This window comes from Streptomyces sp. NPDC028314 (genome assembly GCF_055565795.1).
On sequence record NZ_JBVHTP010000019.1, the window covers coordinates 33964 to 52101 of the forward strand.

Annotated in this window: 15 protein-coding genes; 2 read left to right on the forward strand and 13 right to left on the reverse strand. The window is 72.3% G+C overall.

Annotated elements, in window-relative coordinates; genetic code table 11:
- Window positions 1-43: 43 nt before the first annotated feature.
- The 11 genes from ACZ4TG_RS33485 to ACZ4TG_RS33535 all read right to left on the reverse strand — a co-directional run bounded on the left by ACZ4TG_RS33485 (window position 44) and on the right by ACZ4TG_RS33535 (window position 13268).
- Window positions 44-1096: a cytochrome d ubiquinol oxidase subunit II gene (locus ACZ4TG_RS33485; protein WP_468170448.1), complete on the reverse strand. Its 1053-nt coding sequence runs from the start codon at window positions 1094-1096 to the stop codon at window positions 44-46.
- Window positions 1093-2550: a cytochrome ubiquinol oxidase subunit I gene (locus ACZ4TG_RS33490; RefSeq protein ID WP_468170728.1), complete on the reverse strand. Its 1458-nt coding sequence runs from the start codon at window positions 2548-2550 to the stop codon at window positions 1093-1095. The genes ACZ4TG_RS33485 and ACZ4TG_RS33490 overlap by 4 nt, the downstream gene beginning before the upstream one ends.
- A gap of 328 nt (window positions 2551-2878) precedes the next feature.
- On the reverse strand, window positions 2879-4501 hold the full coding sequence (locus ACZ4TG_RS33495; protein ID WP_468170451.1) for an MFS transporter: 1623 nt from the start codon (window positions 4499-4501) through the stop codon (window positions 2879-2881).
- Between the two features lie 256 nt (window positions 4502-4757).
- Window positions 4758-5771, reverse strand: a complete 1014-nt coding sequence (locus tag ACZ4TG_RS33500) for a TIGR03842 family LLM class F420-dependent oxidoreductase (RefSeq protein ID WP_468170454.1) — start codon at window positions 5769-5771, stop codon at window positions 4758-4760.
- A 35-nt stretch (window positions 5772-5806) separates the two neighbouring features.
- A complete protein-coding gene (gene hydA / locus ACZ4TG_RS33505) occupies window positions 5807-7225 on the reverse strand; it encodes a dihydropyrimidinase (RefSeq protein WP_468170457.1) in 1419 nt (472 codons plus the stop codon).
- A gap of 31 nt (window positions 7226-7256) precedes the next feature.
- On the reverse strand, window positions 7257-8552 hold the full coding sequence (locus tag ACZ4TG_RS33510) for an aspartate aminotransferase family protein (RefSeq protein ID WP_468170460.1): 1296 nt from the start codon (window positions 8550-8552) through the stop codon (window positions 7257-7259).
- A complete protein-coding gene (locus tag ACZ4TG_RS33515; RefSeq protein ID WP_468170463.1) occupies window positions 8549-9391 on the reverse strand; it encodes a nitrilase-related carbon-nitrogen hydrolase in 843 nt (280 codons plus the stop codon). Before ACZ4TG_RS33515 ends, ACZ4TG_RS33510 begins: the two co-directional genes overlap by 4 nt.
- A 179-nt stretch (window positions 9392-9570) precedes the next feature.
- Complete coding sequence (locus ACZ4TG_RS33520) at window positions 9571-11121, reverse strand: hypothetical protein (RefSeq protein WP_468170466.1); 1551 nt, start codon at window positions 11119-11121, stop codon at window positions 9571-9573.
- A 45-nt stretch (window positions 11122-11166) separates the two neighbouring features.
- Complete coding sequence (locus ACZ4TG_RS33525) at window positions 11167-11547, reverse strand: PPOX class F420-dependent oxidoreductase (RefSeq protein ID WP_468170469.1); 381 nt, start codon at window positions 11545-11547, stop codon at window positions 11167-11169.
- A 51-nt stretch (window positions 11548-11598) separates the two neighbouring features.
- On the reverse strand, window positions 11599-12840 hold the full coding sequence (locus ACZ4TG_RS33530) for an alginate lyase family protein (RefSeq protein WP_468170472.1): 1242 nt from the start codon (window positions 12838-12840) through the stop codon (window positions 11599-11601).
- 176 nt (window positions 12841-13016) lie between these two features.
- Window positions 13017-13268 carry a helix-turn-helix domain-containing protein gene (locus ACZ4TG_RS33535; protein ID WP_468170475.1) on the reverse strand — a complete coding sequence of 84 codons (252 nt, stop codon included), beginning with the start codon at window positions 13266-13268 and terminating at the stop codon, window positions 13017-13019.
- Window positions 13269-13332: 64 nt separating this feature from the next.
- Here ACZ4TG_RS33535 and map point away from each other — a divergent pair, with 64 nt between their 5' ends.
- Complete coding sequence (gene map, locus ACZ4TG_RS33540; protein WP_468170478.1) at window positions 13333-14100, forward strand: type I methionyl aminopeptidase; 768 nt, start codon at window positions 13333-13335, stop codon at window positions 14098-14100.
- Window positions 14101-14138: 38 nt separating this feature from the next.
- On the opposite strand, the gene ggt is transcribed toward map, so the two are convergent.
- Window positions 14139-15944 (reverse strand): gamma-glutamyltransferase, encoded by a 1806-nt coding sequence (gene ggt, locus ACZ4TG_RS33545; protein WP_468170481.1) that lies wholly within the window; start codon window positions 15942-15944, stop codon window positions 14139-14141.
- 114 nt (window positions 15945-16058) lie between these two features.
- Here ggt and ACZ4TG_RS33550 point away from each other — a divergent pair, with 114 nt between their 5' ends.
- Complete coding sequence (locus ACZ4TG_RS33550) at window positions 16059-16784, forward strand: hypothetical protein (RefSeq protein ID WP_468170484.1); 726 nt, start codon at window positions 16059-16061, stop codon at window positions 16782-16784.
- Here ACZ4TG_RS33550 and ACZ4TG_RS33555 read toward each other — a convergent pair.
- A complete protein-coding gene (locus ACZ4TG_RS33555; RefSeq protein WP_468170487.1) occupies window positions 16744-18018 on the reverse strand; it encodes a cytochrome P450 in 1275 nt (424 codons plus the stop codon). The genes ACZ4TG_RS33550 and ACZ4TG_RS33555 overlap by 41 nt on opposite strands.
- Window positions 18019-18138: the final 120 nt, after the last annotated feature.

Here is an 18138-nt window from a genome sequence, read left to right on the forward strand (position 1 = left end):
CATGCCCTCGAATGCCCTCGATGGAGAGGTAGCGGCGGAGTGGTCAGCGGTGCCGGCCAGGATCCCGGTTCGCGGCCGTGCGGCGCAGGTCGTTGTCGGCGAGGGGTTGCAGGGCGCCGCTGGTGTCCAGGCGGTAGAGCAGGACCAGCGGCGGTCCGACGAGCACGATCGCGATGACCGTGACCAGGAGCAGCCAGCGCAGTGTCGTCGGTGCTCCGGCCGCCTCGTCCACGGTCAGCGAGGTGGGGATGAGATAGGGGCGCTGGGCCAGCCCCCAGGCGATGACGACGAGGGCGACGCTCCCGACCGCGGTGATCCTCGCCCAGCCCGTGGCCGTGCGGTGGAGCAGCCCGGCGGTGGCCGCGGCGCAGACGGCGGCCGCCAGGACGAAGGCGAGGCCGACGCCGCTGGTGAGGCCGTCGTGGACGTAGCGCGCGTCGTGGTGTGTGACGACGAGGCCGACGGCGGTCAGGACGGCGATGACCCCGAGGCTGCACCAGGCCCGCAGCCGGAAGTAGTGGACGAGGTCGGGGGCGTCGAAGCGGCGGGCGTCGGCGGTGAGGAACACCGCCCCCAGGAAGGCGGTCGTGGCGACGGTGAACAGGCCGCAGAGCACGGAGGTCCCGTTGGACCACGCGTCCGCGGACGCCTTCGTCCCCGGAGCGACCCGGCCCGTGGCCAGCCCGCCGACGACCGCCCCGAGGAAGAAGGGCACCAGGAGGGAGGAAACGGCGAAGGTGGTGCCGTAGATCCTTCGGTGCGCGAGACGTGTCATGGGTTTGCGAAGGGCGAAGCCCGCACCGCGCAGGGCGAGCCCCAGGGCCGCGAGCGCCAGGGGCAGCCACATGGCGGTGAAGAGCGTCTGGAACAGGACCGGAAAGCCCGTCCACATGAACACCAGGACGAAGATGAGCCAGACGTTGTTCGTCTCCCAGACGGGCTCCATGGCGTGGTCGATCAGCCACCGGGGCCGCTGGCCCCGTACGGTGCCGCCCGCGAAGAGGTCCCAGAACCCGGCTCCGTAGTCCGTCCCGCCCGCACAGGCGTAGGCGGCAACTGCGGCCAGCAGCACCCAGGCCACGACGTCCTGGATCATCGCCCTCCTCCATCACCGCGAGCGGAGCCGTGATCGTGATCCGGTGCGGCAGCGACGGTCGCCCGGCGGGGGCCGTACGGGGCGTCGCTTTCCGGAGTGCCGGCGGCCTGGGCATCGCCCTCTTGTTCGTCCGCCGTCCGCCAGCGGGTTCGCATCTTGAGCAGGACGCCCAGGAAGGTGCCGAAGATCAGTACGTAGACCACGATGACGATGGCGAGCATCGTCCACAACGACGCGGCCCGGGTGTCCGTGACGGCTTCGGACACCCGCATGTTCTCGTACACGATCCAGGGCTGGCGCCCCACCTCGGTGGTGATCCAGCCACATTCCACCGTCACCAGGCAGGCCACCCCTGCCACGGCGGCGCACCGGAAGAACCACGGGGAACTCGGCAGGTCGCGTCGTCGCAGCCAGCACCAGCCGTACCAGAGCGCGAGCAGGAGGAGCGCGCTCCCGATCGACACCATGATGTCGAACGCCCAGTGGGCGATGGTGGCCTGGGCGGCCGTGGGGCGGTCGCTCGCGGGGACCGACGACAGACCCGTCACCCGGGTGTCCGGGCTGAAACCGGCGAGGATCGAGTCCAGTTGGGGGATCTTGAGCCCGCCGGAGACCGTTCCGTCCTCATGCAGGCGTCCGAACAGGATCTCCGGTTGGTGGGTGCCGGTCTTCCAGACCAACTCGGTGGCGGCGAACTTCACCGGCTGCTCCTGGAACACCGAGCGGGCGATGGAGTCCCCGAGCACGAACTGCACGGGGGTGAGGATCGCGGCGACGGTGAACGGAACGGTGAAGCCGAGCCGGTGGTAGTGGTCACGTCGGCCTCGCAGCCAGCCCACCGCGTACACCCCGGCCACGACGTAGCCCGCCGTGAGGACGACACCCGCCACGAAGTGCCAGTACTCGGGGCCGAAGATCGGCGTGAAGATCGCCTTGCGGACGTCGATGTCCACGGGGTTGCCGCCCACGTCGAGCGAGAAGCCGCGCGGCGTGTTCATCCAGGAGTTCGCGGCGATGATGCCGAACGCGCCCAGCAGTGCCGTCAGCGGCAGGGGCAGAGCCAGCCACAAGTGCGTCCACGGCTTCAGCCTCCGCCATCCGTAGAGGTAGATGGCGATGAGGATCGCCTCCAGGAAGAACGCCCACGCCTCGACCCCGAACCCGAGGCCGAAGACATCGCCCCACCGGCCCATGAGACCCGGCCAGAGCAGGCCGAACTCGAAGGAGAGCACGGTCCCGGTGACGATGCCGATGGCGAACTGCACGGCCATGACCGCCGACCAGCGCCGCGCGAGCAGCAGCGCGACCGGATCGCCCTTGCGCAGCCCGCGGTAGTGCATCAGCAGGGTGATGGCGGGAAGAGCCACGCCGAAGGGAACGAGGAGGATGTGGGAGGCCAGGGTGAAGGCCATGAGTTGGCGGGCCGGGAGCAGCTGCGGAGGGGTGTCCGCCATGATCGCGATCGCGCTGTTCACGTGAGCCTCAGCAGTTCGTGTCGGACGGCTGGAGGAGCGGATGCCTCAGCCACCGGTGGAGTCCTTCCCTGTCCTTGAAGACCTGAGGAACAAGGTCGTTCGGCTACGGTCACTGCTGCTGGCTTCCACTGAACCGCTCCCTGGGTGCTGACGGGGACACGCAATCCGCGCCACCACGACAGCACCACCGGATTGCCATGGCCCGGTGGCACGACTGCCACTGATCCAATGGGGGTGTTCTCCCGAACCGAACGGCTCAACTGGGGTGCGGGAGACACGGTCGGCGACCGGCTGACCGTACGGCCTCTCAGGCTCCCGGTCCGCTCGGCCTCTCGGTGGCGGCGGAGGCGGAGTCCTCGGCGTAGTAGCGCCCCAGGAGCTCCCGCTCGGCGTCCCGGTGCGGGAACATGAAGAAGATCAGCATGGCGCCCAGGGCGATCGCGGCCAGGCCGACGGTGTACGCCCGGTCGTCGCCGTGGAGGAAGGACTGGCGTGCTGCCGCGATGATCTGGTCGGTGTACTGGGGGTGCTGCTGGGCGACCTGCCCGGCGGAGGCGAACGACTTCGTCAGCTCGCTCTGGACCTGATCCGACACGTCCTTGCTCTCGCGGGAGGCGGCGATCGCCGCACTGAAGGCCGAGGCGTAGCCGGCGGTGAGGAGCAGCCCCATGATGGACTGCATGACGGCCCCGCCGAGGTCCCGTTGCAGGTCGGCGGTACCGGAGGCCATGCCGGCCCGCCGCACGGGCACCGATCCGGTCAGCGAGTGGGATGCGGGCGTCCCGGCGAGGCCGGCGCCGATCCCGGTGAGCACGTAGGCGAGGCCGATGTGCCAGTAGCGGCTGTGCTCGCCCCAGAACAGCAGCATCCAGCCGAAGGCGAGGAAGAGGAACGCGTAGCCGATCAGCAGGGTCGTGCGGGCGCCGCGCGTCTCGACCAGCTTCGCGGACCGTGGTGCCACGAGCACCATCATCACGACGAGGGGGAGGATGGCGGCGCCGGCTTCGACGGGGTCGTACCCGAGCACGTTCTGCAGGTACTGCTGGCTGATGAACGCCGATCCCATCATGGAGCCGTACACGATGATTCCCGCGCATGCGGCGACCCAGAACGTACGCCGTCCGGCGATGTGGAGGTCGTACAACGGGTTGGGGGCCCGGAGCTGACGCCGGAAGAACGCCGCTCCGGCGGCCAGGGCGATCACGACGAGCCCGACGACCAGTGCTCCCTGGTGGGGGACGGCGGCGAAATTGATCGCCAGTACCAGTCCCGCGATCAGGAGGACGGACAGGATGCCGCCGAGGTTGTCCACTGGTTCGGCCGACTCGTTGGCGTGTGCGGGGACGAACAGCAGGGCCATGACCAGCGCGACCACGGCGAGGGGCAGGGTGATGAGGAACACCGATCCCCAGTAGAAGCGTTCGAGCAGCGCGCCCGCGATCACCGGCCCGAGCATGGAGATGCCGCCGCCCAGGGCTGACCACAGCGCGATCGGCTTCGTCCGCCCGGGCCCCGCCCACAGGGCGGTGATCAGCGCCAGGGTGGTCGGGTAGGCCATGCCGGCCGAGAGCCCGCCGAGGATCCGGGCCATCACCAGGACCGTGTCGTTCGGTGCGGACGCGGCGAGCAGACAGGCGGGGACGGACAGAGCGGTGCCGAGGAGCAGCAGCAGCTTGCGCCCGTGACGGTCGCCGACCGCACCCAGGTAGAGGACCGATGCGGCCAGGCCGAGGGAGTACCCCACGGCGACCAGGTTCAGCGAGCTCTGAGAGGAGTCGAAGGCCTTCCCGATCGCGGGCAGCGCCACGTTGGCCACCGACAGGTTCAGGTTGGCCACTGCGGCAACGATGATCAGGGACGCCAACACAAGCGACGCTCGCGCCGGGGCCTCACTCGGGACGTCGATGCGGGGCGCGCCGCTCTTCGACATGGAACCTCCGGGTCGGTGTCGGGCTTGGCAAGATTCTTGCCTGATCTACCGTGCCGAACGTCGCCCCGTGGGGATGACACACCCACCGGTCTCGCTGTCGCCGACGATCACGCCGAGGACCTCGCGGCCGTCGTCTTACGGCGGGACGTCGCAGCCTGCGGGATGGCGGTCGGTGCGAAAGAAGTGTCCACACGAGAGCCGTCGGCAACCTGTTGTGGGGCCGACCCAGTGGTCGGCCCCCGGCCACTCGCGAAAGTCAGCGGAACGTCGGGATGATGTCGGAGCCGTACGCGTCGATGGTGGCTTCCCTGGCATCGTGCATGTCGTAGACCGCGAACTGGTCCACGCCCAGATCCCGCAGGGCGCGCAGCTTGGCGATGTGAGCCTCGGCCGGGCCGAGCAGGCAGAAACGGTCGACGATCTCGTCCGGGACGAAGTCGGCGGACGGGTTCCCGGCGCGGCCGTGATGGCTGTAGTCGTAGCCCTGGCGGGACTTGACGTACTCGGTGAGCTCCTCCGGGACCATCGAGGAGTGCTCGCCGTAGCGGGAGACCAGATCGGCGACGTGGTTGCCGACCATCCCGCCGAACCACCGGCACTGGTCGCGGGCGTGGGCCAGCGCCTGCGCCGAGTCGTCGGCCGTGACGTACGCCGGAGCCGCCACACAGATGGTGATCGAGTCGGGATCGCGGCCGGCCTCTGCAGCAGCCTGACGCACCGCCTTGACCATCCACTCCGTAAGGTAGAGGTCGGCCAGTTGGAGGATGAACCCGTCCGCCTTCTGCCCGGCCAAGGCCAGGGCCTTAGGACCGTACGCCGCCATCCACACGGGCAGCTTCCCGTCCCGGATCCACGGAATCCGCAGCGACTTCCCGTCGACCTCGGCCTCGCGCCCCTCCGCCAGATCGCGGATGACCTCGATGGACTCGCCCAGGCGGGCCAGGGTGTTGGGCGCGCGTCCGGCGACCCTCATGGCCGAGTCTCCGCGGCCGATCCCGCAGACGGTGCGGTTGCCGTACATGTCGTTGAGGGTGGCGAAGGTGGAGGCGGTCACCTCCCAGGTGCGGGTGCCCGGGTTCGTCACCATCGGGCCCACGTGCATCCGCTGGGTGTTGGCCAGGATCTGGCTGTAGATGACGAACGGCTCCTGCCACAGCACGGCGGAGTCGAAGGTCCAGCCGTAGCGGAAGCCATTGCGCTCCGCGCGTTTCATAAGGCTCACGACCTGGGAGGCCGGCGGGTCGGTTTGCAGGACGAGGCCGAAGTCCATGCATGGCTCCTTGCTGCTGCGTGCGGGCTTACGGCTTACAGGTACTGACAGGCGGAGCGGTGAACGAACGCCCCGTGACCGGCCCGCCCGGTGTACTCCCGGCGGTCGATGACCACTTCGCCGCGCGAGAGCACGGTGTCGACGCGTCCGGTGATCCGCCTGCCCTCGTACGCGGAGTAGTCCACGTTCATGTGGTGCGTCTCGGCGGAGATGACCTGCTCGGCGTGCGGATCGTAGAGGACGATGTCGGCGTCGGAACCCGGCGCGATCGTGCCCTTCTTCGGATAGAGGCCGAACATCCGGGCCGGGGTCGCACAGGCGATCTCGATCCAGCGACGGCGGCTGATGTGCCCGTCCAGGACGGCCTGGTGGAGGAGGTCCATGCGGTTCTCCACCCCCGGCAGACCGTTCGGGATCTTCGAGAAGTCCCCGCGGCCCAGCTCCTTCTGGCCCCGGAAGCAGAAGGGGCAGTGGTCGGTGGAGACCACCTGGAGGTCGTTGGTCCGCAGACCCCGCCACAGGGCCGCCTGGTGCTCGCGCGGACGGAGCGGGGTGGAGCAGACGTACTTGGCACCCTGGAAGTCCGGCTCGGCCAGGTTGTCCGTGGAGAGGAACAGGTACTGCGGACAGGTCTCCCCGAAGACCGGCAGCCCCTTGTCACGAGCTGCGGCCAACTCCGCGACCGCCTCCTCCGCCGAGACGTGCACGACGTAGAGGGGGGCGCCGGCGACCCGGGCGAGCTGGATGGCGCGGTGGGTGGCCTCCGCCTCCAGGAGGACCTTGCGGACCTCGCCGTGGTGGCGGGGGTCGGTCTCTCCACGGGCCAGGGCCTGTTCCACGAGCACGTCGATCGCGATGCCGTTCTCCGCGTGCATCATGATCAGCCCGCCGTTGCCCGAGGCCCGCTGCATGGCGCGCAGGATCTGCCCGTCGTCGCTGTAGAAGACCCCGGGGTAGGCCATGAACAGCTTGAAGGAGGTGACCCCCTCCCCGACGAGGAGGTCCATCTCCTTCAGGGTGCCCTCGTTGACGTCCGAGAGGATCATGTGGAAGGCGTAGTCGACGGCGCAGTTGCCGTCGGCCTTGTCGTACCAGGCGTCGAGCCCCTCGCGCAGGCTCCGGCCCATGCTCTGCACGGCGAAGTCGACGATGGTGGTGGTGCCGCCCCAGGCGGCGGCCCGGGTGCCCGTCTCGAAGGTGTCCGAGGCCGCGGTGCCGCCGAAGGGGAGCTCCATGTGGGTGTGCGCGTCGACCCCGCCGGGGATGACGTACTTCCCGCTCGCGTCGATCGTGCGGTCGACGGTCGTACGGTCGGCGGCCGACCAGGCCTCGGCCGCCGCCGAGCCGTGGGCGGCGAGCGCCGCGACCCGGCCGTCCTCGATCAGGACGTCGGCGTGCAGCTCGTCGGCGGCGGTGATCACGAGGCCGCCGCGGATCAGAGTGCGGGTGGTCATGTACGTCTCCCCCCTGGGGATCGGAGCGGGGTCAGTTGAGGCTGCGCAGGGCTCGTTCGAGGATCTCGGCGCCCTCTTCCGCCTCGGCGACGGTGAGGGAGAGCGGCGGGGCGATGCGCAGCACGCTGGTGTTGTACGCGCCGCCCTTGCCGAGGAGCAGGCCGCCTTCGCGGGCGGCCTCCAGTACGGCGGTGGCCGCGTCGGGGTCCGCTTGGTCGGTGCCCGGCCTCGTCAGCTCCAGCCCGGCCATCAGGCCCCGGCCGCGGACCTCCCGTACGGCGGGCACGTGGGCGGCGATGGCGCGCAGCCGCTCCAGCAGCAGGCCGCCGACGCGGCGGGCGTTGCCCTGGAGGTCGTGCTCCAGCAGGTAGGAGAGGTTGGCGAGGCCGGCCGCCATGGTGACCGGGGAGCCGCCGAAGGTGGAGATGGAGTTGGAGTCCAGGCAGTTCATCACCTCGGCGCGGGCCACGACCCCGCCGATCGACATGCCGTTGCCGATGCCCTTGGCGAAGGTGAGGATGTCCGGCGGCCCGTTCTCGGCGTGGGCCTGCCAGCCCCAGAAGTGGTCGCCGGTGCGGCCCCAGCCGGTCTGCACCTCGTCGCTGATCCACAGGATGCCGTGCCGGTCGAGGACCCGGCGGAACTCCCCGTAGAGGCCGTCGGGCGGTGAGGTGAACCCGCCGACTCCCTGGACGGGTTCGGCGATGAGCGCGGCGACCCCGCCGCGGGTCTGGCCGAGTACGTCTTCCAGGTCCGCGACGGCCGCGGCGGTGAACCCGGCGTCGTTCAGGTCCGCGAAGGGGCCCCGGGTGCGCACGGCGCCGTGGACGTAGTGCGTCTGGAGCGGCGAGAGGCTGGTCGGGGACCAGCCCCGGTTGCCGGTGATCGAGACGGCGGAGAAGGAGCGGCCGTGGTAGCTGTTGCGCATCGCCAGGATCTGGTTGGAGCGGCGGTACGTCGTGGCGAGCAGCAGCGCGGTGTCGTTGGCCTCGGTGCCGGAGGTGGTGAAGAAGACCCGTGCCTCGGGGATGCCGGACAGGGCGGCGACCCGCTCGGCCAGTTCGACCATCGGCCGGTTCAGGTACAGGGTGGAGGAGTGGATGATCCGCCCGGCCTGTTCGGAGACGGCCTTGGTGACCTCCGGCAGGGCGTGGGCGGTCATCGTGGTGAGGATGCCGCCGAAGAAGTCGAGGTAGCGGTTGCCGTCGGAGTCCCAGACGTGGCGGCCCTCGCCGTGGGTGAGCTCGATGGGGCGGTCGTAGTAGAGCGCGAGCCAGTCGGGCAGGACGCTGCGGTGGCGGCTGTGCAGGGGGATCGGGTTGGTCACGGCTGTACGAGCCCTCCGTAGGCGTCGGGGCGGCGGTCGCGGTAGAAGGCCCACTGGTCGCGGACCTCCTTGATCAGGTCGAAGTCGAGGTCGCGGACGAGGAGTTCCTCTTCCTTGTCGCTGGCCGCCTCTCCGACGAACTGGCCGCGCGGGTCCACGAAGTAGCTGCTCCCGTAGAAGTCGTTGTCGCCGTACTCCTCCTGGCCGATGCGGTTGATCGCGGCGATGAAGTACTCGTTGGCGACGGCCGCGGCGGGCTGTTCCAGCTGCCACAGGTAGGCGGAGAGGCCGCGGTGGGTGGCGGAGGGGTTGTAGACGAGCTGGGCTCCGGCGAGGCCCAGTTGGCGCCAGCCCTCGGGGAAGTGGCGGTCGTAGCAGATGTAGACGCCGATGCGGCCGACGGCCGTGTCGAAGACGGGCCAGCCGAGGTTTCCGGGGCGGAAGTAGTACTTCTCCCAGAAGCCTTTGACCTGCGGGATGTGGTGTTTGCGGTACTTGCCGAGGTAGCTGCCGTCGGCGTCGATGACGGCGGCGGTGTTGTAGTAGAAGCCCTCGGACTCCAGCTCGAAGACCGGTACGACGATCACCATGCCGGTCTCGCGGGCGAGGTCCTGCATCCGCCGGACGGTCGGGCCGTCGGGGACCGCCTCGGCCCAGCGGTAGTGCTCGGGCTCCTGGACCTGGCAGAAGTACGGGGCGTTGAACACCTCCTGGAAGCCGATGATCTTCGCACCCTGGGCCGCCGCCCGGCGGGCGTGCTCCTCGTGTTTGGCGATCATCGACTCGGTGTCTCCGGTCCAGGTGGCCTGGACGAGCGCGGCGCGGACGACTTGGGCCATGAGCTGCTCCTCGCGACGGGAACGCCGACTTCTACGCACGTAGACGGTGCGTAGGGAGTAGAACGTAGGCCTCGTCACAGCGTGGGGCAAGAGCGCCTTGCGCGGTTGGAGTAGTCGATCAAGTTACGTCTGTACGCGGTCGTTTCCGGTCAGGAGGCGGGCAGCTTGGGGCGCGAGTGCTACGCCGAGGCGATACCCGCCACGCGCAGGGCGTGCACCAGATCCCGGTGCCGGGTCCCGGGGAGGGCGGCTGAGGCCCGGAGCAGCCGCGGGGCGAACCACTGCGGAGCCCGCCGGGCGAGCGCGGCCGCCTCCTCGGCGGTGCGCAGCCGTACGAAGGCCCCCAGCAGGGCGTCGGCCTCCCGCTCCCGCCCGGCCGCCCCGAGGGCCAGGGCGGCCTCCGCGATCTCGGCGGCGGGCCGGGCCACCCCCTGGCGCAGCAGCGCGTCGCAGTCGGCGTCCCGCCCGGCCTCCCCCAGGGCCGCGGCCGCCGCCGCGAGCCGCTCGGGCGGCAGCGAGGCCGCCTCCCAGAGCAGGGTCGCCCAGTCGGCGGCCAGCCCGGCCCGGCTCAGCTCGGCGGCGAGCTCCGGGAGCAGCTCGGCGGGCCAGGCCGCGGCCTCGCAGAGCAGCGCGTGCGCTTCGCCGGTGCGGCCCTGCGCACGCAGGGAGGCCAGCCCGGCGGCGAAGGCCGCGGCCCGGCGGGGGTCGGCGGGCGCGGTGTGCCGCGGGGGCTGGGGTTCGGGCTGTCCCTGGGGTTCCGGGTCGGGACGGCCCGGGCCGGGCTCGGGGCGGCCGAAGCGGGCGCCGCGCGGGGCGGCGGCCGTACCGTCCGGGTGCCCCGGCGGCGGGGTGGAGACCGGGGCGTCGGCGGCCGCCGCCCCGGCGTAGCGGGCGCCGCCCCCGGAGCGCCGCCCGCCGCGCAGCCACCGCCCCTCGGCCCGGCCGACGGGGGCCGGGGAGGTGGGCGGGGGCGCCGGGTCCTGGGCCGGGGGCGGGGTATGCGGCTGGCCCGGACCCGGGAAGGAGGCCGGGGCCTGCGCCGGGGCATAGGCCTGCGCCTGCACCGGGGGCGGGGCATAGGCCTGCGCCTGCGCCGCCTCGGCCAGCGGTGCGGGTGGCGCCGTCCGCTGGCGCGGCACGCCGGGCAGGGGCTCCCCGGGGTGCTCCCCCGCCGGGTGCGTCGCGGGCTGCGGGTCCGGCCCCGGGCGCGGTGTCGGGCGGAGCCAGGCCCGTACCGCGGCCGGCTCCACCGGCAGCGCGGCCAGCCGGGCCGTGAGGTCCTCGTACCGCCCCGCGGCCCGGGCCGCGTCGTCCCGGAGCCAGGCCAGCTCCCGCGTCAGCGCGGCCGCCTCGGCCGGGTCCGCCGCCCCGCCCAGCTGTTCCGTGAGGGCCCTCAGGGCCGTCTCGGACGCGGCCCGCTGCTCCGCGGCCGCCGCCAGCAGGTTCCGCAGCTCGCCCGCGCCGCCCGGCGCCCGGTCCCAGGCAGCGGCCGCGGCGCCGCGCAGCCGGGCCGCGTACTCCACCTCCCCGGGGACGGCTCCGGCATCGCCCAGCAGTGACTCCAGCACGTCCCACGGGGGTATCGCGGCGCCGTCCAGACAGGCCCGCACCCCCTCCGGGTCCCGCCGCAGGAACTCCCCGTACCAGCCCGCCCCGGGATCCAGTCTCCGCGTCAACCCCCGCAAGTACTCCGCGAGTTGACCGATCAGCAGCGAAGTCGCCGTCTCCATGCCCGCATTGGATCCCATCCGTGTTACGGGCGGGCTACGGGAATCTCAAAGCTTGACGGCGATCCCCGTGTGCGGCCGCTTGCCCCGCCGCGCCACTGCGGCCGGCACGTCCACCACCCAGAACTGCCAGGTGTACTTGCGCGACATCAGCTTCCGCACCCGCTTCAGTCCCGCCTCGTCGAGCAGCCGCGCCTGGCCCGTCAGCGTCGGCGCCCCCTCCTCGACCCGGCCGCGCACGTCGCAGGGGGTGACGGCGACCTGCCCGTTGTTGCGGATCCGCTTGACCTTCCACGAATCGCTGCGCGTCCACACGTACAGCTCACCCCCGTCGGCGACGGCCCATACGGGCGTGGCGACGGGGGTGCCGTCCTTCCGGAAGGTGGTGAGGCTGACGTACTTGCCCCGGCCGAGCTCCTCGAGAGTCATGCCCCGAGCCTAAAGGCTGACCCGCAATCCCCGGCGGGCGCACGACGACAGCTACGGCTCGGCCCGGTCCGCGCCACCGGCGGCGGCCGGCGGGTGTCCGTGGCTCAGGGTCTCCCAGGCCACGAACAGCTCGTCGGTCCCGGCCGGCCGGGTCTTGTCGGCCAGCTGTCTCGTGTACGGGAGTTTCGCTCCGGTGCGCGTCTCGTAGTGGTGCAGGGCCACCTCCGCGTAGGGGCCGGTGGCACTGTCCGCCGTTCCCGCGCACGGCCAGGGCGGGGCGTCCTCCTCCAGCTGGTGCCGGGAGTGGAACTCCAGCGCGGACCTCAGCCGGGCGGCCTGTTCCCCGTACAGGTCGACGCCCTGGTGCCAGGCCGTCTCCGCGATGTGCGCGGACGCGGCGAGCGCGTGGCCGACCCGGGTGAGGTCGCGGCAGGTCTCCTGGGCCATGCCGTCGGCGTAGCCGCCCGGGTGGGACCAGTACGCCTTGACCTGGTCGGCGCTGTCGATGCCGGTGTACGGCGGCCCGAGCGGGTGCGGTCCGTCCTTCTCGAGGTAGAAGTAGGCGGGCAGCCGCGACCGGAACCGCTCCACGGACTCCTTGAACAGTGCCCGGTCCTCCAGGAAGACCGCGATGCCCAGGGCGGCATCGGTCGCCACCAGCTCCCCGTTGCCGCCCTGGCCCGGCGGCCGGTTCCGTACGGCCGGCAGGTAGGCGGTGCGCAGCATCCGCTTGAAGCGGTTGACCTGGGGTTCCTCCCAGTTCGGGTAGTCGGCGTGCAGGATCTCGGCGGCCCGCGCCCAGGTGGAGCCCGCCCAGGCCGCCTGGAGCGCGGCGTTGTCCCCGCCGTGCCGTTTCATCACGGCCGACCAGCCGTCCATGATCTGTACGGCCTTGCGGGCGTGCGCGGTCCTGCCGTTGACCGACCACAGCAGTGCGTGGGTGTAGGCGGCGACCGCGTCCTGGCGTTCGCCGGGGCAGGAGGGCGGCCCCGCACCGAAGGGGCAGGCCACCACTTCGGCCGGACGGGGGGTGTAGTCGAGGGAGGCGTACCGGCTCTTCAGGACCGCTCGGTACGCCGAGCTCCAGGGCTCCTTGCCCGCGGCGACCATCCGCTTCGCGTCCTGGAGCTGGGTGTGGCTGACGAGGACGCCCGGGTGGCGGAAGACCACCTCGTCGTCCTGGGCATGGTTGCGGCCGTCGGGGGCGGCGCAGGCCGCGAGCAGCAGGCCGCCCGCGAGGACGGCGCCGAGCAGTCCGAAACCGAGTCGCTTCGATGCGTTCGTGGCTGACACGCCTTCACGCTTGCCCCGCGCCCCGCGCATCCCACCGCCGATTGAGCCGTTCGGCCGCCGGGCCCGCCCGAACGGCAGGCCCGCGGGGGCGGGTGGGGGTCGGACGGCGGTCAGGCGGGAGCCGTACGGACGTCAGACGGGAGTCGGAGGGACTTCAGACCGGCGTCAGGCAGGCGTCAGACAGGCACCAGGGCGCAGCGTCGCATGACCTCGTCGAGGGACAGCCCGAGGGCGCCGGCCAGGGCCGCGACCGTGAAGAAGGCCGGGGTGGGCGCGCGGCCGGTCTCGATCTTGCGCAGCGTCTCGGCGGAGAGGCCGGCGCTCGCGGCGATCTCGACCATGCTGCGCGGGCCGCGGGCCTCGCGCAGCAGGGCGCCGAGCCGCTCGCCGCGCTCGCGCTCTTCGGGGGTGAGGGGGGTACGGACCATGCCCCCACCCTACCCCGGACCCCAATAACTATCCCGTTAAAGTTATACCGGTATAGTTATTGGCATGGTGGAACTGAAGACAGAACGAGCGATCGAAGAGATGCGGGCCCCCGGCCGGGTCGTCGGGCAGGCCCTTGCGGCGGTGCGCGAGGCCGCCGGGGTCGGGGTCAGCCTGCTGGAGCTGGACGAGGTGGCCCGCGAGGTGCTCCGGGAGGCCGGTGCGACCTCGCCCTTCCTCGGGTACCGGCCGCAGTTCGCGCCGGTGCCCTTCCCGGCCGTCCTGTGCGTCTCCGTGAACGACGCGATCGTGCACGGCGTCCCCGACCGCTACCGGCTGCGCGACGGCGACCTCGTCAGCGCCGACTTCGGGGCGAAGCTCGGCGGCTGGGTCGGGGACGCGGCGGTCAGCTTCACCGTCGGCCGGGCGCGCCCCGCCGACCTGCGGCTGGTCGAGACCGCCGAGGCGGCCCTGGCGGCCGGTATCGCCGCCGCCGTGCCGGGCAACAGGATCGGGGACATCGCCCACGCCATCGGCACGGTGTGCCGCACCGCCGGATACGGCATCCCGGACGGCTTCGGCGGGCACGGCATCGGCCGCAGCATGCACGAGGACCCGGGCGTGCCCAACGAGGGCCCGGCCGGCCGCGGCATGAAGCTGCGCCCCGGCATGGTCCTGGCGATCGAGCCGATGCTGATAGCGGGCGGTACGGACGACTACCGCTGCGACCGGGACGGATGGACCCTGCGAACCGTCGACGGCAGCCGCGCGGCGCATGCGGAGCACACGGTCGCGATCACCACGGCCGGCCCGAGGATCCTCACGACCCCGTGAGCGGCGCCCCTGGGGCGGGGCACCGCTCGGGGACGGGCCTACGGGCGGGCGTGTGGGCTGACCACCATCGCGGAGCCGCCGCCCCGGCGGCTGGTTTCGGCCGCTGCCAGCCAGCGGCCGTCCGGCAGGCGCTGGACGCCGGTGGCCGCGCCGATCTCCGGGTTCTGGCGGAAGCCGTGGCCGATCGCCTCCAGTTCGGCCCGGACGGGGCTGTTCCACAGCCCCGGCTCCAGCTCGGTGGTGGTCTGGTTGCGCTGGCTGGCCCTCGGCGCGGCGATCGCGTCGACCAGCGGCAGGCCCCGGTCCAGGTGCCCGATCAGGGTCTGGAGCACGGTGGTGATGATGGTCGCGCCGCCCGGGGATCCCGCCGCGAGCAGCGGGCGCCCGTGCTGCAGCACGATGGTCGGGGCCATGGAGGACCGCGGTCGCTTGCCGGGTCCGGGCAGGTTCGGGTCCGGGACGCCGGGGGCGGCCGGGGCGAAGGAGAAGTCGGTCAGCTCGTTGTTGAGCAGGAACCCGCGGCCCGGGACGGTGATGGCGCTGCCGCCGGTGGACTCGATGGTCAGGGTGTACGAGACGACGTTGCCCCAGCGGTCGGCGACCGTCAGGTGCGTGGTGTTCTCCCCCTCGTACGTGGTCGGGGCGGCCTGCCCGGTGGTGGCGCAGGGCACCGGCTTGCGCGGGTCGCCGGGAGCGAGCGGGCTGGTCAGTGCCTGACCGGGCTTGATGAGGCAGGCGCGCGTGTCGGCGAACCGCTGCGAGAGGAGTTCCCGGGTGGGCACGTTCTCGGCGGCCGGGTCGCCCACCCAGCGGCCGCGGTCGGCGAAGGAGATCCGCGAGGCCTCGATGAACCGGTGCAGGTACTGCGCCTCGGAGAGCGAGCCGAGGTCGGTGTGCTCCAGGATGTTCAGCGCCTCCCCGACGGTGGTGCCGCCGGAGGAGGACGGGGCCATGCTGTAGACGTCCAGGCCGTGGTAGCTCACCTGGGTCGGGGCCTGGCGTTCGGTCTCGTACGCGCGCAGGTCGCGGGTGGTCATGTCGCCGGAGCGGACGACCCGGGTGGCGGCCGGGTTCACCGGGGGCTTGCGGACGGCCCGGACGATGTCCTCGGCGATCGGGCCCCGGTAGAGCGCGCCCGTGCCCTTGCGGCCCAGTTCGGCGTACGTGGCCGCCAGGTCGGGGTTCTTGAAGGTGGAGCCGACCACCGGCAGGGCCCCGCCGGGCAGGAAGAGTTCGGCGGTGGCCGGGAAGTCCTTGAAACGGTCCTGGTTGAGTTCCGTCTGGGCCCGGAAGGTGCCGTCCACGGTGAAGCCGTCCCGGGCCAGCTTCTCGGCCGGCTTGAGGAGCTGGCCGAGGGGGCGCGAGCCCCAGGCGTCCAGCGCGCTCTTCCAGGTCGCCGGGGTGCCGGGAACGCCGACCCCGCGGCCACTGGTCTGGCCCTCGGCGAAGGGGATGGGGACGCCGTTCTCCTGGAACAGGGTGGCGGTGGCCGTGGCCGGCGCGGTCTCGCGGCCGTCGATGGTGTGCACCTTGCGGGACTTGGCGTCGTAGTAGACGAGGTACCCTCCCCCGCCGATGCCGGCGGAGTACGGCTCGGTGACCCCGAGCGCGGCCGCGGTGGCGATCGCCGCGTCCACGGCGTTGCCTCCGGCGCGCAGTACGGCGATCCCCGCGGCGGAGGCGTCGGCGTCGACGCTGGCCACGGCTCCGCCGTAGCCCACGGCGACCGGGACCTTGGCGGCGGCGGCCCCGGCCGGCGCGGACGGCGGGGCCGCCGCGCCGGTGGACACCAGCGCTCCGGCGAGGGCGACGAGCGCTAACTGACGTGCGGCGGGACGACGCATCCGTACCTCCAGTCGACGGCCTGTCAGACCCCTTGTGCCAGGCCTAGGCTGGGCACTTTAACTTCACCTCGCCCCCCGCGTCAGGACGGCCTGTCGCGGGTTAACATCCGCGCCATGAACGACGACGTGCGCAACATCGTGCTCGGGGTGATAGCCACCGCCGTCAGCGGCGGGTTCGGCTGGTTCTCCCGGACCTACCTCTGGCGGCGCGCGCTCCGCCGCAAGCAGGCGTTCTTCGGGCTGCCGTCCGGCTCCGACTGCCTGTTCGTGGTGAACCGCCAGATGGGCGGTACCGATTCCTCGCTGCACCGCAACGACGCCTTCGCCCTGCTGGAGATCTCCGCCCTGATCAAGGACTGCGGGGCGACCGTGCAGATCGTCAGCCACGACGGCGCCCGCCAGGGGTTCGGCGAGCGCGCCGAGTTCTGCGTCGGCGGCCCCTCCTCCAACGCCCGTACCGTGGCGCACCTGGCCTCCATGCTGCCCGGGGTGCGGGTCGTCATCAGCCCCGACCCGGGGCCGGAGCGCGGAGCCATCGTCGTCGGCGGCGAGTCGTACCGCTGGGAGAAGGGGCAGGTCGAGTACGTGCTGCTGGCACGGCTGACCAGCGGGCACGGTTCCCGGCCCGTTTTCCTCCTTTCGGGGCAGACCGCCATCAGCAACCAGGCCGCCGCCCGCTACCTGGCCAAGCAGCACCAGGCGCTGGCCCGCAGGTACGGCGGGGATTCCTTCTGCATCCTGCTGAAGGTGATCAACTCCGACGCCTACGGCCCGGACGTGACCGAGCTGGTGGCCGATGTCACCCGGGCGGCCCGGACACCCGTAGCGGCAGCCGCGTGATCCCGTTGATGAAGTTCGACACCAGCCGGCGCGGCGGGCCGGCCGGTTCGGGCGGGGGCATGGCCGCGCACCACTCCTCGTAGAGGGTGCGCAGCTGGAGCCGGGCGAAGTGCGCGCCGAGGCAGACGTGCGGGCCGTCGCCGAAGGAGACGTGCGGATTGTGGGTACGGGCGAGGTCGAGCCGGGCGGGGTCGGTGAAGGCGCGCTCGTCGTGGTTGGCGGAGGCGTGGAAGACCACCACCTTGTCCCCGGCCCGGATGTGCCGCCCGCCGAGTTCGGCGTCCACGGACGCCGTGCGGCGGAAGCTGAGCACCGGCGGGTGTACCCGGAGGAGTTCGTCGACGGCCCGGTGCATGGGGACCTCCCCGGCGGCCAGTTGCCGGTAGGCGTCCGGGTGGCCGGCCAGGGCCAGGAGCCCGCCGGGCGCGGAGCTGCGTACGGTGTCGTTGCCCGCGACGGTCAGCAGGAAGAAGAACATCTCCAGCTCGGCCGGGTCCAGTTCCGCCTCGGCCAGGGCGGTCATCACGTCGTCCGCGGGGTGCCGGCGCTTGTACGCGGCCAGTTCCCGGGCGTACCCGAACATCTCGCCCAGCAGTGCCGGGGAGCGGGGGTTGAGCGGTTTCCCGTCGGGGCCCTTCGGCGGCTCGGGGGCGTCCTCGGGGTCCTGGTAGCCGATGACCCGTACGGTCCAGTCCAGCAGCAGCCCCCGGTCGGCGGCCGGCACCCCCAGCAGGTCGGTCAGGTTGAGCAGGGCGTACTCGTCGGTGACGGTGGCGACCAGGTCGGCGGCGCCGTCCCGCGCCCCGTCGCGGGCGGCGCGCAGCAGCGTACGGGCCCGTTCGCGCACGCGGCCGCCGAAGGCGTCGACGCGGGCGGGGGTGAAGGCGCGGGCGACGATCCGGCGCAGCCGCCCGTGGTGCGGGGGGTCCTGGTTGAGCATGGTGCGCCGCAGGAAGGGCAGGTCCGCGGGGTCGGGGTCGCGGATCTGGGTGGCGCCGAGCCAGGAGGAGTACGTGGTGTGCTCGCGCAGGACCCGGACGACGTCGGCGTGCCGGGTGACGGCCCAGAAGCCGGGCCCGGCGGGCCAGCCGAGGATCTCCGGCTCGGCCTGCCAGGACACGGGGTGCAGGTCGCGCAGCAGCCGGTAGCGCTCGTGCGGGATGCCCTCGGCGTACAGGCGCGGGTCGAACACGTCGGGTACGTCCGCGGTGCCGGGCGTGGGGACGGGGGTCATGGGGCCACGGTGGCGGCAGAGTCCCCCGCGCGGCAAGGGGGCGGTCCCGGCCCGACGCGGCGAGGGGGCGGTCCCCGGCCGGCGGTCCGGTCCCACCCGGGCAACGGGGGCGGTCCCGTC

Coding starts and splice junctions, on each gene's coding strand:
- ggt (WP_468170481.1), bottom strand. CDS start 15,944: ATGCGTCGTCCCGCCGCACGTCAGTTAGCGCTCGTCGCCCTCGCCGGA.
- ACZ4TG_RS33535 (WP_468170475.1), bottom strand. CDS start 13,268: ATGGTCCGTACCCCCCTCACCCCCGAAGAGCGCGAGCGCGGCGAGCGG.
- hydA (WP_468170457.1), bottom strand. CDS start 7,225: ATGACCACCCGCACTCTGATCCGCGGCGGCCTCGTGATCACCGCCGCC.
- ACZ4TG_RS33520 (WP_468170466.1), bottom strand. CDS start 11,121: ATGGAGACGGCGACTTCGCTGCTGATCGGTCAACTCGCGGAGTACTTG.
- map (WP_468170478.1), top strand. CDS start 13,333: ATGGTGGAACTGAAGACAGAACGAGCGATCGAAGAGATGCGGGCCCCC.
- ACZ4TG_RS33495 (WP_468170451.1), bottom strand. CDS start 4,501: ATGTCGAAGAGCGGCGCGCCCCGCATCGACGTCCCGAGTGAGGCCCCG.
- ACZ4TG_RS33515 (WP_468170463.1), bottom strand. CDS start 9,391: ATGGCCCAAGTCGTCCGCGCCGCGCTCGTCCAGGCCACCTGGACCGGA.
- ACZ4TG_RS33500 (WP_468170454.1), bottom strand. CDS start 5,771: ATGGACTTCGGCCTCGTCCTGCAAACCGACCCGCCGGCCTCCCAGGTC.
- ACZ4TG_RS33525 (WP_468170469.1), bottom strand. CDS start 11,547: ATGACTCTCGAGGAGCTCGGCCGGGGCAAGTACGTCAGCCTCACCACC.
- ACZ4TG_RS33555 (WP_468170487.1), bottom strand. CDS start 18,018: ATGACCCCCGTCCCCACGCCCGGCACCGCGGACGTACCCGACGTGTTC.
- ACZ4TG_RS33490 (WP_468170728.1), bottom strand. CDS start 2,550: ATGGCGGACACCCCTCCGCAGCTGCTCCCGGCCCGCCAACTCATGGCC.
- ACZ4TG_RS33550 (WP_468170484.1), top strand. CDS start 16,059: ATGAACGACGACGTGCGCAACATCGTGCTCGGGGTGATAGCCACCGCC.
- ACZ4TG_RS33485 (WP_468170448.1), bottom strand. CDS start 1,096: ATGATCCAGGACGTCGTGGCCTGGGTGCTGCTGGCCGCAGTTGCCGCC.